The sequence below is a fragment of the Sinomicrobium pectinilyticum genome (genome assembly GCF_003725735.1).
Taxonomy (GTDB): domain Bacteria; phylum Bacteroidota; class Bacteroidia; order Flavobacteriales; family Flavobacteriaceae; genus Sinomicrobium; species Sinomicrobium pectinilyticum.
The window spans coordinates 14,919-27,926 of record NZ_RJTM01000014.1; the positions used below are offsets into that span (position 1 = coordinate 14,919).

14 protein-coding genes are annotated in these 13,008 nt (G+C 45.2%); 10 read left to right on the forward strand and 4 right to left on the reverse strand.

Annotated elements, in window-relative coordinates; all coding sequences use genetic code 11:
* The first annotated feature begins 145 nt into the window (after positions 1 to 145).
* Positions 146 to 769, forward strand: a complete 624-nt coding sequence (locus ED312_RS03425; RefSeq protein ID WP_123214608.1) for an L-threonylcarbamoyladenylate synthase — start codon at positions 146 to 148, stop codon at positions 767 to 769.
* 12 nt (positions 770 to 781) lie between these two features.
* On the opposite strand, the gene ED312_RS03430 is transcribed toward ED312_RS03425, so the two are convergent.
* From ED312_RS03430 to ED312_RS03445, 4 genes are all read right to left on the reverse strand, one after another.
* The gene (locus tag ED312_RS03430; protein WP_123214622.1) at positions 782 to 1,657 is read right to left on the reverse strand and encodes a nucleoside phosphorylase; all 876 of its coding nucleotides are present in this window, start codon (positions 1,655 to 1,657) and stop codon (positions 782 to 784) included.
* A 77-nt stretch (positions 1,658 to 1,734) separates the two neighbouring features.
* Positions 1,735 to 2,661 (reverse strand): DUF1835 domain-containing protein, encoded by a 927-nt coding sequence (locus tag ED312_RS03435; protein ID WP_123214609.1) that lies wholly within the window; start codon positions 2,659 to 2,661, stop codon positions 1,735 to 1,737.
* Between the two features lie 251 nt (positions 2,662 to 2,912).
* A complete protein-coding gene (locus ED312_RS03440; RefSeq protein ID WP_123214610.1) occupies positions 2,913 to 3,260 on the reverse strand; it encodes a translation initiation factor in 348 nt (115 codons plus the stop codon).
* A 175-nt stretch (positions 3,261 to 3,435) separates the two neighbouring features.
* On the reverse strand, positions 3,436 to 4,386 hold the full coding sequence (locus ED312_RS03445) for an isopenicillin N synthase family dioxygenase (protein ID WP_123214623.1): 951 nt from the start codon (positions 4,384 to 4,386) through the stop codon (positions 3,436 to 3,438).
* 184 nt (positions 4,387 to 4,570) lie between these two features.
* On the opposite strand from ED312_RS03445, the gene ED312_RS03450 reads away from it, so the two are divergent.
* The 9 genes from ED312_RS03450 (at position 4,571) to nudC (ending at position 12,798) form a co-directional block, all read left to right on the forward strand.
* Positions 4,571 to 6,577 (forward strand): alpha-ketoacid dehydrogenase subunit alpha/beta, encoded by a 2,007-nt coding sequence (locus ED312_RS03450; protein ID WP_240643009.1) that lies wholly within the window; start codon positions 4,571 to 4,573, stop codon positions 6,575 to 6,577.
* Between the two features lie 94 nt (positions 6,578 to 6,671).
* Positions 6,672 to 7,157, forward strand: a complete 486-nt coding sequence (locus tag ED312_RS03455; RefSeq protein WP_123214611.1) for a lipocalin-like domain-containing protein — start codon at positions 6,672 to 6,674, stop codon at positions 7,155 to 7,157.
* Between the two features lie 21 nt (positions 7,158 to 7,178).
* On the forward strand, positions 7,179 to 7,877 hold the full coding sequence (locus ED312_RS03460) for an OmpA family protein (protein ID WP_123214612.1): 699 nt from the start codon (positions 7,179 to 7,181) through the stop codon (positions 7,875 to 7,877).
* A gap of 177 nt (positions 7,878 to 8,054) precedes the next feature.
* A complete protein-coding gene (locus tag ED312_RS03465; RefSeq protein WP_170164437.1) occupies positions 8,055 to 8,906 on the forward strand; it encodes a universal stress protein in 852 nt (283 codons plus the stop codon).
* Positions 8,907 to 8,991: 85 nt separating this feature from the next.
* Positions 8,992 to 9,840: a universal stress protein gene (locus ED312_RS03470; protein ID WP_123214614.1), complete on the forward strand. Its 849-nt coding sequence runs from the start codon at positions 8,992 to 8,994 to the stop codon at positions 9,838 to 9,840.
* 232 nt (positions 9,841 to 10,072) lie between these two features.
* Positions 10,073 to 10,537 carry a GNAT family N-acetyltransferase gene (locus ED312_RS03475; protein ID WP_123214615.1) on the forward strand — a complete coding sequence of 155 codons (465 nt, stop codon included), beginning with the start codon at positions 10,073 to 10,075 and terminating at the stop codon, positions 10,535 to 10,537.
* 356 nt (positions 10,538 to 10,893) lie between these two features.
* A complete protein-coding gene (locus tag ED312_RS03480; protein ID WP_123214616.1) occupies positions 10,894 to 11,346 on the forward strand; it encodes a cold-shock protein in 453 nt (150 codons plus the stop codon).
* A gap of 215 nt (positions 11,347 to 11,561) precedes the next feature.
* On the forward strand, positions 11,562 to 11,894 hold the full coding sequence (locus ED312_RS03485) for a winged helix-turn-helix transcriptional regulator (protein ID WP_123214617.1): 333 nt from the start codon (positions 11,562 to 11,564) through the stop codon (positions 11,892 to 11,894).
* Position 11,895: 1 nt separating this feature from the next.
* Entirely contained in the window at positions 11,896 to 12,798 is a 903-nt protein-coding gene (gene nudC, locus ED312_RS03490; protein WP_123214618.1) for an NAD(+) diphosphatase, read from the forward strand.
* Positions 12,799 to 13,008 lie beyond the last annotated feature (210 nt).

Here is a 13,008-nt window from a genome sequence, read left to right on the forward strand (position 1 = left end):
CAATCAAAGATACGGCAAAAAGACGGGAGTAGGATATCCATATACGGCATTTCGGATGTAAAGGTGTAGCCCCGTGCCCGCACCATAATTTTTCCGTAAATTTGTACCAGACTTCATTGCTCAAACAGATCTTAAACTGATAATCATGGCCGAACTCATCCGAATTTATGAAGAAAACCCGAATATAAGGGAAGTACATAAAGTGGTTAATATATTGAAGAGGGGAGGACTGGTTATTTATCCTACCGATACGGTATACGGACTGGGATGTGACATTACCAACTCCAGGGCCCTGGAGCGTATAGCGCGGATCAAGGGCGTTAAACTGGAAAAGGCCAATTTTTCCTTTATATGTGCGGATCTCAGCAACTTGTCGGATTATGTCAAGCAGATCGATAATTCGACTTTTAAATTGCTGAAGCGTGCACTCCCGGGACCATTTACCTTTATCCTTTCCGGTAACAATAATCTTCCCAGGGACTTTAAGAAAAAAAAGACGGTAGGTATCCGTGTGCCGGAAAACAATATTGCCCAGGCGCTGGTCCGGGAACTGGGAAATCCCATCGTATCTACTTCCATATATGACGAAGACGAACTGCTGGAATATACCACCGATCCCGAGCTTATTTATGAAAAATGGGAAAACCTTGTCGATGTGGTAATAGACGGGGGATATGGTGACAACATAGCATCTACCGTCGTAGACCTTACCGGAACAGAACCGGAAGTGATCCGGCAGGGGAAAGGGAATCTCGAAGAAATACTGTAAATTCCCGGACCCTTACATATGCAGGATTTTTCCCAGCGCATACCCTATAAGGTCTTCTACCAGTTGTTTGGGGTCCGGCGCAAAAGTACCGTCCGCACGATTGGCAATTATGGCATTAAGGGAGATAGCTTCATGTCCCAGCAAGGCGCACAGGCCATAGATAGCAGAGGTTTCCATCTCCAGGTTGGTTACCTTGAGCCCCAGGTGGCTGAAATTATGCATTTTGTTGTTCAGTTCCGGGTCCTGTAAAGGCAGTCGTAAAACCCGCCCCTGTGGTCCGTAAAAGCCCCCGGCTGTTGCAGTGAACCCCCGGTAAACCTCTTTTTCTCCGAAGTATTCCAGCAGTTTTTTGCCTGCGGATATTACCAACGGCCGGGATTTGTATATGCTCCACCTAGTATGGGCTATAAAAGCTTCTTCTATTTCGGGAAGCGTAATTGTTTCGGTGTGGTAAGAGTGCAGCATACCACTGAGATCAAGGGCAAAGGAGCTGGCAAGAAAAGAACCTACGGGAATTTCACGCTGTAACGATCCGGATGTGCCTATGCGGATGATTTTCAGCGAACGGAGTTGTTCCTTTACCATGCGTTTTTCCAGGTCTATGTTGACCAGTGCATCCAGTTCATTGAGCACTATATCTATATTGTCCGGGCCTATTCCCGTGGAAATAACCGTTAGCCTTTTCCCTTTATAGGTGCCGGTCTGGGTTTTGAACTCTCTTTTCCGGATCGTAAATTCCACATTGTCAAAATGCGCGGTAATTTTCTCCACCCTGTCCGGGTCCCCGACAAAAATGATGGTGTCCGAAATGTGTTCAGGTCTTAGGTTCAGGTGATATACACTACCGTCCTGGTTGAGTATAAGTTCGGATTCGGCGATTCTGTTCATATCCGTAAAGTTAAAAAACAAAAAGAAGGACTCCAAAGCCCTTCTTTCCGGTTCTGTTGTTTTTATTTCGGGGGGTATTACAACTTTAATAGCCTTGCTGTGTCTTCATGGTACAGAAAGCTGTATTTTTTAGTTCCCCCGAGATAAATATCATCTCGTTTTATAAAGGGATAATAATTTTGTATTTTATTCATAACATCTTTGCCCATAGGGCTGAGTTTTACGGGGCTGAACGATTTGAAAAGAGGTTTTATACTGTCTATCAGCCTGTAATACTGTAAATCTCCGAACCCGTAATCACTCTCGTTCTTAATAAGTGTTTCAACGAACTTCTCCTTGGAAGCTATTTTTTTACTGTTGCCTATGGCCAGTATTTCATTTTCCAGGTGGTTCAGGCCGTTTTTAACTGTTGGAAACCTGTGAAGGTGCAAGGCAATGGTGTCGGTGAGGTAAGGAAACTGGGAAGAGTTGAATTTGGAAAAAGTTTCGAGTCGTAAAGGAGTGTCGCTGCAGTAAAGTTGCCAGATGTAATCGGCGTATTCTATATCGTCTTGTGTGAGTTGTATTCTGGAATCGAATAATTTTATCAGCTGTTCGTCGGTGTGGTTGGTGAGGATAAAGGGTTTGTCTTTTTTCTGTTTTTTACAGACCAGCGAGACCTGTGCGCCCCTGCGGTGTTTTTTCAGCCAGCTCACCACCGCAATCATATTTATCTGGCAGAAGAGGTCTTCGTCAAACCACAGGACTATTTCTTCCTGGGTCTTCTGGTTACAAAGGCGCCTGTACTCTTTCAGGGTAGCCTCTATGAAGTTCGTTTTGGTGACCTTATAGTTCTTGTTCAGGAATTCAAAACGGGTCTTCCAGAAGGATTCACTGCCCACTTCGGTTATGGTCCTTCCTTCACAGAGCATTTCCCGCCAGGTAATAATTTCCCCTTCCAGCTTTAGTTCCTTTAAATGGGAAGTAAAGCCATCCCCATTGGTAATGTGTAAGGTTGCAGTCATTTCAAGGTTTATTTAGATTAGCCAAAAATATGTTTTTAATTATGAACCTAAAACCACTTTCTATAGTATTATAATAACACCCGCACCGATATTATTTTTTTAACCTTTAGGTATGTCTAAATAAGTCAACTACCTCTCGGGGCAATCCTGATAATTATCGGGACGCGAGGCATAAGGCGGAAACCATAGATTACTTTTCGACGCAAGCGTCGGAACATTTAAATCTCACTTAGTGAGTAAAAGTCCGGAGGTTATCCCCCTACACGTTTTACGTTGTAACCTTCATCACGCAGCAATTCCATGACCTTGTCCCGGTAATTTCCCTGAATGATGATTTCCCCGTCTTTAACGGAACCGCCCACGCCGCATTTTGTTTTGAGAAATTTCCCGAGATCTTTGAGGTCTTCTTCGGCCCCTTCGAATCCTTTGATTACGGTAACTGTTTTTCCACCCCTGCCTTTATTGCTGAAATGAGCTTCCAGGTATTGTTCGGCAGGAGGGAGGGTTTCCGTCCCCTCTTCTTCACGGGCAGGTTTTTCACCCGTTGAAAAAACGAAATTCCCCAGATCTTCCAGACTATTCAGCTTGTTGTTGCCCATTTTTCTCCCTTTTTTGACAACCGTATTTTAAAGTAAACGCAAGAAATACGATTAGCGTATATTCTTTAACATTAATTAGTTAACATGCGAAAAAAAGACTAAAATAACCAACCGCTCAACGAGATTGATTACCAGTCCCTTGCTATCCGTACCGCCGGTAGTGGTGTATGATGTTCTATGTTTTTATAAGCCCTAACTCCACGAGACGTTCATGCAAAAATTCTCCGGCAGTAATATCCTCATACAGTTTGGGATGTTCTTCATCCACACAGTTTTCGAGGCAATTGAGGGGCATTTCACTTATTGGGTGCATAAAGAAAGGAATGGAATACCTTGAAGTACCCCACAGTTCTCTGGGCGGGTTGACCACCTGGTGAATGGTTGATTTGAGTCGGTTGTTCGTATGGCGGGACAGCATGTCCCCCACATTGATCATAAGTTCATCCGGCTCCGCTATGGCATCGATCCATTGTCCGTCATGGCTCTGTACCTGAAGCCCTTTACCATGTGCTCCCATAAGAAGGGTAATCAGGTTTATATCTCCGTGAGCAGCTGCCCTTATGGCATTTTCCGGTTCGTGGGTTATGGGCGGGTAGTGGATGGGGCGCAATATGGAATTACCGTTCCTGATCCATTTATCGAAGTATTTTTCTTCCAGGTCCAGGTGCAGGGCCAATGCCCTTAGTACGTACCTGGCTGTTTTTTCGAGCATTTTATAGGTTTCCCTGCCCACTTCATTAAACTTCGGAAGTTCTTCCACGATGACATTCGGGGGGTATTCCGCTTCCAGTTTCGGATCGTCCTCTACATATTGTCCGAAATGCCAGAATTCTTTCAGGTCCCCTTCCTTGCGTCCTTTGGCGTGTTCTTTGCCAAAAGATGTATAACCGCGCTGGCCGCCTATACCTTCTATTTCATATTTCTTCTTTACATCTTCCGGAAGCGCAAAAAACTTTTTGATCTCCGTGTACAGGTCCTCTACCAGTTGGTCCGACAGGAAGTGTCCTTTCAGTGCAACGAAACCGATCCGCTCATAAGCATCCCCGATTTCATGTATAAATTTATTTTTTTTGTCCGGATCTTCCGAGAGAAACTCGCGAAGGTCTACACTGGGTATCTTGTTCATCTGTTTCATCGTTAAACCCCGCCGTCGGTTTTTTGCGGGGTATATTTCGCTTTCTTATACAAAGTTAGGTAATTAGCACTCTAAATTAAAAAGATAGTTATTAACAATGCGAAAAAATATCACATTTACATGCTCTGATGTTATTTTTGACTACTTTTGAGAAGGCGAATAAAGTATCTTTTATATGAATTTGACTACATCCGGAAATATATCCCTCACTTACGACAGAAAAGACCTTAGTGATGAACAACTCCTCCTGCTATACGAACAAATGCTGATTCCCCGGATGATCGAGGAGAAAATGCTGGTATTACTGCGCCAGGGGAAAATCTCCAAGTGGTTTAGCGGTATAGGCCAGGAAGCTGTTTCGGTAGGGGTTACCCTGACCCTGGAAGCGGATGAATACATACTGCCCATGCACCGTAACCTGGGGGTTTTTACCTCCCGGAACATACCGTTGTACCGTTTGTTTTCGCAATGGCAGGGAAAAGCAGGAGGCTTTACCAAAGGGCGTGATCGCAGTTTTCACTTCGGCACAAATGAATTCCGTATAGTGGGCATGATATCACACCTCGGTCCCCAGATGGGAGTGGCCGACGGCATAGCCCTTGCGCACAGGATACGCAAGGAAAATAAGGTAACTGCTGTTTTTACAGGAGAAGGAGGAACCAGCGAAGGAGATTTTCACGAGGCCATGAATGTGGCCTCCGTCTGGGATTTGCCGGTCCTGTTCTGTATAGAAAATAACGGTTACGGGTTATCCACACCCACGGAAGAACAATACAGGTGCAGGCATCTTGCCGACCGGGGCGCCGGCTATGGCATGGAAGCTTACCGGATAGACGGGAATAACATACTGGAGGTATATACAAAGGTATCCGAACTTGCAGAAAGTATGCGCACAGCCCCCCGGCCGGTGTTACTGGAGTTCAGTACTTTCCGCATGCGCGGACATGAAGAAGCAAGCGGTACCAAGTATGTCCCGGACGAACTTATGGCCTTCTGGGCTTTAAGGGACCCTATTGAGAACTACCGTAATTTTCTGCTTGCCGAAGAAGTCCTGTCGGAAGAAAAGGACACCCGTATGCGCGAACAGATCACGGAGAATATACGGGATAACCTGCAAACCGCTTTCGACGAAGCTCCTGTTACCTTTAACGAAGAAAAAGAACTCTTCGATGTGTATGGCAGTTTTGATTACAAGGAGACTCCGCCGGGCGACACAAGGCACAGTATCCGTTTTGTAGACGCGGTTTCCCGCGGACTCGGACAGGCCATGGAGCGTTTTGATGACCTGGTGCTAATGGGGCAGGACATTGCCGGGTACGGTGGTGTTTTTAAGATAACCGACGGTTTTGTCTCCAGGTTCGGGAAGGAAAGGGTGCGCAATACGCCTATCTGTGAATCCGCTGTTATTTCGGCAGCAATGGGACTTTCTGTTAGCGGAATGAAAGCCGTGGTGGAAATGCAGTTTGCCGATTTTATTTCCAGCGGCTTTAACCCGGTGGTCAATTACCTGGCCAAGGTACACTATCGCTGGGGACAACGTGCCGATGTTGTTATCCGTATGCCCTGCGGGGCGGGGGTAGGGGCCGGGCCGTTTCATTCCCAGACCAACGAAGCCTGGTTTACCAAAACCCCCGGACTGAAAGTGGTATATCCTGCCTATCCGTACGATGCGAAGGGATTGCTGGCTACAGCTATAGAAGACCCCAATCCCGTGTTGTTCTTCGAGCATAAAGGATTGTACAGAAGTGTTTATCAGGAAGTCCCGGAAGATTATTACACCCTTCCGTTCGGCAAGGCCTCGCTGTTGCGGGAGGGCACGGATATAACAATTATATCTTACGGTATGGGTGTGCACTGGGCCCTGGAAGTACTGGATGCCGGAGAAGACATATCCGCAGACGTAATAGACCTGCGTACCCTGCAGCCCCTGGATACGGAAACCATATTCAGGTCCGTGAAGAACACGGGTAAGGTAATTATCCTCCAGGAAGATACCTTGTTCGGAGGTATTGCCAGTGATATTTCGGCCATGATCATGGAAAATTGCTTCGAGTACCTGGATGCCCCCGTACAAAGGATAGGAAGCCTGGAAACACCGGTGCCGTTTGCCAAAGCCCTGGAAGACGGTTTTTTGCCTAAAGAAAGGTTCAAAAGTGCAGTACATCGATTATTGATGTATTGATGTCGAATAATAAGCTTTATCCGATTTAATGGCGCGCTTATTGCAATAAATTTATTTTTTTTACGTATTTTTAAACATAAAAAATACATAAATTATGACAAAAAATCGTGTAACCCTTATCTTATTGATTGCCCTGGTGGCTTCTTCATGTTCCCTTTCCAAGGTGAACAAGGAGTATCGCGGAGCCATTGTCGGCAACTGGATTTTAAATGACGTGACCTACACAGGGAACAGCGGAAATTTTAAATCCGTACTCTTCAACGATGTTTCCGATGCCTGCTTTGAAGGAAGCCAGTGGTTTTTCAGGAACAGTAACAGTACAGGTTCGTATACCATTAATCCCGGAGCGGAATGCATGGAAGGGACCAGGAATATCCGATGGTCCGTATACGAAAAAGGAGAAGGGGCAAGCCAGCTTCAGTTCAAATTTATCGATGAGAAGCGGAACGATGTAAGCGGCGGGTATGGTTACCGGCTGGATATCGTAACCCTTAACCAGCAGGAAATGACCCTGCAGACCAATACTACGGTGGAGGGAGAGCCCATTACCGTCGTGTATCATTTTACAAGATCGCTTTAAAAACATATATAAAAATCCGTTATGCTTAGAAATTCATTAAACAAATTAGGGGCGGCTTTAATTGCCATAGCCCTGTTTACAACAGGATGTGATACCGTTAGAAATGCCGGTAACAAGGAGAAAGGCGCTGTAATCGGTGCCGCCGGCGGTGCGGTACTTGGTGGTATCCTGGGTAATAATATTGGTAATAAGAAGAACTCCGCACTGGGAGCCATTATCGGTGGTGTTGTCGGGGGGGCTGCCGGTACGTATATCGGGGACCGGATGGACCGCCAGGCAGAACGCATCGAGGAGGAGATCCCGGGAGCGGATGTAACCAGGGTCGGTGAAGGGATCAACGTTACTTTCGATGAAAAAAGCGGGGTTTATTTTGCTACCAATAAATACGACATAAATTCGGAATCCGCTAATACATTAAATAAACTTGCCGGTATATTCAAGGAATATCCGAACACACTTGTTCTTGTAGAGGGACATACCGATAATACCGGTAGTGCCGAATACAATATGGGACTTTCACAGCGAAGAGCCCAATCCGTAACCAGTTTCCTGGTCAGCCAGGGAATTTCTTCCGGAAGGTTTACGACCAAGTGGTACGGAGAAGACCAGCCGAAGTACGATAACAGTACTGCGGACGGCAGGGCTAAAAACCGAAGGGTGGAACTAGCTATTGTTGCTGATGAAAAATTAAAAGAAGAAGCCAAAAGAAACGCCCAGTAACCGTTTCTGTCTTCACGAATAAGATCAGTGAAATTTTAAAAACGGGACCGGAAATCTCTTTCGGTCCCGTTTTCTGTTTATCCGCCCTGAGAATTTATGGTTGATTTAACGACAGATGCTATAGGGTTTACGTATTTTTTCGTACCTTTTTCTAGTATAACCGTAAAACCTCATACTATGTATCGCATACTGATACCTACAGATTTCTCCGATAATGCTTGGAACGCCATAAACTATGCTACGGCCCTTTACACAGGTGAAGAAACTGTTTTTTACCTGCTCAATTCATATTCCCCCAACACGATCAGCCCGGGAGAAGTAATGACTTCTTCCGCAGCCACCAAAACGCTTTTTGATGCTGTAAAGTCAGCTTCCCTGGAAGGACTCGAAAAGTCCCTTCAGGAGATACTATCTTCAAATCCGGATAAAATGCATGCCTTCCGCACCATTTCCAGATTTGATTATTTTACGAATGCCGTGGTTGATGTGTGTAAGGAGGAGCGCATAGATATGGTTGTTATGGGGACTACGGGGGCAAGCGGGCTGAAGGAAGCCCTTGTAGGCAGTAACACGGCAAGTCTTATCGGGAAAATCGGCGTCCCGCTCCTGGCCATCCCGGACGAAGTGAAATTCACCCCCCTTAAAGACATTGCTTTTGCTACGGATTACAATACGGCTTACAGGGAAAAAAACCTGAATGTATTCTTTCACATAGCCGATAAATTTTCTGCTGGTATTCATGTCTATCACGTATTACAGAAGAAAGACGAACTCACCGAAGAGAACGAAAAGTCCAAAAAGGAAATGGAAAAACAGTTCGCCGGTCACCAGTCGGAATTTTACCTCCTTACCGAGACCTCACTCAGTACCGCAACACGTGTTTTTGTCCAGAGCAGGAATATACAGATGCTTTGTATGGTAGCCAAAAAACACAGTTTTCTGCACCACCTCTTCGGGCTCAGTCATACCCGGGATATGTGCTACCACATAGACATCCCGCTTCTTATTTTACAGAACAATGCCGGATAATCCGTCGGAATCCTTAAATTTGAAACATCACAGACGAATATGAATCTCTGACCCGGCCCGTACGGCCGGTATTAAAATATATATAATGGAAAAAATTCTTTTGCCTACCGATTTTTCGGACAATGCTCAAAATGCCATCGAATATGCATTCAAACTTTTTAAAGACAGCGAATGCATCTTTTATTTTCTTCATGTTTTACCCCCCACCCTGGGAGAACGGAATATGGACCCGGAAAGTGTGACTACCGAAATGCTTGCCGGGGCGAGGGCACTGGCAAAAGAAAAGCTGGAAAAGCTTGTGGAAAAGACCGTAACCGGTGCGGGCGGAGAAAAACACAAAGCGGAAATAATCATAAAATTTGATCTCTTTACGGATGCGGTGGAGAAGATCGTGGAGGACAAAGGGATTGATGTTGTTGTTATGGGATCTCGCGGAGCAGGAGGGATCAGGGACTTTTTCATAGGGAGCAGTACCGCCAACCTCATAGGAAATATTCCGTGCCCCATTCTCGCCATTCCGAAAAACCTGGAGTTTGAAACGATAGATGAGATAGGGTTTGCTACGGACTATACTTTCGTGTACACCAAAAAAGGACTGGAGCCTTTGTTCCGTATCGCCAGGAAGTTTTCTTCCAATATAAGGTTTTATCATGTAGAAGAAGGAAGAGAAGAATGGAGTGAAAGAAAGGAAGAAGTGAAAAACGGTATAAAAAAGGTCTGCGAAGGCATGAATACTTCTTTTTTCCTGCTAACGGATGCTCCTTTGAACATGGCCACAAGGCTCTTTGTGGAGAGCAGGGAAATAGACCTCCTGTGCATGGCAGCGGAAAAAGATAACTTTCTGGATAACCTTCTCGGCAAATCACCCGTACGGCAAATGAGTTATCACAGCACCACTCCTTTGCTCGTCCTGCATAAAGACACCTTGAAATAAAAACCTGTATTTTTTAATCTGATATGTGACAGTTTTTGTCACTTTCCCTGTTGAACTCATTTTTACTTTTTGATTGAAGTGAAAAATAGAGATTTTTGTTCCGGATGCAGGCTTTTTTGCGCTGCATAGCCATAGCTACGGAGTAAGAAAAAGGCGAAATCCGGAGCAAAAAGATCATTTTGTAGCCAATTAGAAAAGTTAAGATGAGTTCATTTGTAACCTCCGGATAAAAATGGATGAAATACAAATAAGACAAGCCACTCCGGGTGACCTGGATACGTTGCTCGAATTCGAGCAGGGCATTATTGAGGCCGAACGTCCCTTTGACAGCACGCTCAAAGAGGAAAAAATAAGTTATTACGACCTTGGGGCCTATATAGAGGACAGCAATACCGAGGTCGTTGTTGCGGAATGCGACGGACAACTCATAGGGTCCGGATATGCCCGTATTATGGAAGCCCTGCCTTATCTGAAACACGAAAAATATGCATACCTCGGCTTTATGTATGTCCGTCCCGGGTATCGCGGAAAAGGAGTCAATAAACAGATCGTGGACGCCCTGAAAAAATGGAGTCTCAAACAGGGTGTTACGGAAATGCGATTAAATGTTTACAGTGCCAATGAGGCAGCAATAAAAGCCTATGAAAAAGCCGGTTTTGTAAAGCATATTATCAATATGCGGATGCCTTTGGTCTGACCGGGCCGCCCGAAATCCGTGGAAGGTATACCATTTGAAAAGTACTCGCGCTCTCCCTGGGAAAACCGGGACAACTCCGTGTAATTATAAGGGAATCCAGAGGTCCTGATCTCAGGATAAACCCATCCGGTTACAGGAAAACCGTATAAATCGGGCTGTTTTTATTAAATTCCTGACAAATATTGTACCTTTACTCCATGGTAATCGTGCAAAAGCCTATCAAAAAATAATTCTTCGGACATTCATTCCGTGTAAAAGAGTTTTGTTCTTCGGTTATTTTCATACGACCTGCCCGCATAATTTATATAAAAAAGAGATAAAAATTATTAATAAAAAAAACAAAAACCTATCGTTTAATGGCAAGATCACAAGAAAGCTTCGGCAAAAAGGAACGGGAAAAAAAACGTTTAAAAAAGAAAAAGGAAAAACAACAGAAGAAGGACGAACGAAAAGCCGGCCCTAAAAACAACAGCCTGGAAGATATGCTTGTGTATGTGGATGAATACGGCCGTCTGACCGATACTCCTCCGGACCCGGCAAACAAGATAGAAATTGATGCCGAAAGTATCGAAATCGGGGTTCCTAAAAAAGCGGAGGAAGATGAAGTGCCCGCGGAACGTGAAGGTAAGGTCGCTTTTTTCAACCATTCCAAAGGCTATGGCTTTATACGCGAACAGAGTTCGGGTGAAAAATATTTCGTACATATCAATGGTCTTATAGATGAAGTGGAGGAGGACGATAAAGTAACCTTCGAACTTGAAAAGGGACTTAAAGGATTGAATGCAGTGCGTGTGAAAAGGGTTAAATAACCCCGTGATATGATGATATCCGGTGCTGTTGTCCGGCATTGCCCCGTCCTCTGCACGGGGCGTTATGCAACCGGTATTGAAGGGTAAGGAACAACAGGAAACCACGGGCCTCCGCAAGAACTACCGACCTGTCAAAGGTACCCTTCTGAAAAATATTTTCGTAAATGCTACATATTGCGTAGCTTTGCTACACTTAATGTAGCAAAACAAGGACTATGGCATTTCCCACACCAGGATCTCCCGTTCGCGGGTCCAGATCCGGACAACCTATTATGGCTCTTCTTGATCTTCTGGGACGAAGCTGGGCTATGGGCATTATATGGCATTTATCTGCCGGCCCCCGTACTTTCCGACAACTTCAGGACTACTGCGAAACCATTTCACCGACTACCCTGAACAAGAGGCTCAAGGAATTAATACAGGCCCGGTTCATAGAAAGAACCGTGGACGGTTATGCACTTACACCTATGGGAAAAGAAGTTTTCGCGCTTCTTTCCCCGCTGGGACGCTGGGCTAACAACTGGGCCGAAGGCCTGAAAGAGGTCTGATATGGAAAGCGTGCAGTATTACAGCAATACCGGTTTTGATCGTGCACCCCATATGAGGGAAGGCAGGAATGGCGCCACATTGTACCATGCAGTCTGTTTGTGGCAGGGAAAATTTTTCTTCAGCACATCCGGTACGCCTTACATTACCGGGACAATTGTTCAATTAACCGCTTTCACGGAGTTCTTTTTCCTGGGAATGGAAGACGACCGCGAAATTATCTGTCTGGACCTCTCCCGCCGGAAACCGGAAGAAATACTTCCGTGGTTGGGAGAAGGAGATTTTCTTGACCTTCGTCATGTGGTACATGACATAGACCGTAAAGAAGCGGCTATACTGGCCTATGCCAAGGCCCTAGCAGAATGGAATGCCAACCACGTATTCTGTGGGGTTTGTGGCAGCAGAACGGAGAGCCGTGAACGTGGCCATCACCGCATATGTACCGATAAAACCTGTGCAAAAATCATTTATCCCCGTATAGATCCGGCCGTTATCGTATTGGTAGAATACCGTGTCGGGAATGACGGGCCCCGGTGCCTCCTGAACAGGGTAAAGACCGGAGACAGCTACAGGTGTTCCACCTTTGCAGGATTTGTGGAAGTAGGCGAGAGCCTTGAAAATGCGGTGATACGGGAAATGAAAGAAGAAATCAATGTCGATGTGGAAAGTATGACATATGTATCCTCGCAGCCCTGGCCGTTTCCTTCTTCGGTAATGATCGGGTTCAGGGCAACGGTTTCGTCACCGGAATTTCAGGTGGATAATGTGGAGATAAAAGATGCTGCCTGGTATTCCGCAAAAGAAATAAAAGAACTTGTTGCTTCCGGAAAACTGGAACTTTCCAGGAGTGATTCCATAGCAAGGTTCCTTATAGAATCGTGGGTCGCTGACAATCTTTCTTTATAAGACGGGCCTGTCCGTTCCTTTAACACAAAAATAACAATCGCAGTTAAAATATTTTGTGCGTTGTACCGACTGCTATAATAAGAGCTTGTTTAAACTGGATTTAATTGGCTAAAAAAATGTCCTTTTTGCCCCCTATTCGTCTTTTTTTTGCTCCGTAGCTAAGGCTATGCAGCTCAAAAAAGCCTTCATAAGGAACAAAAATCATCATTT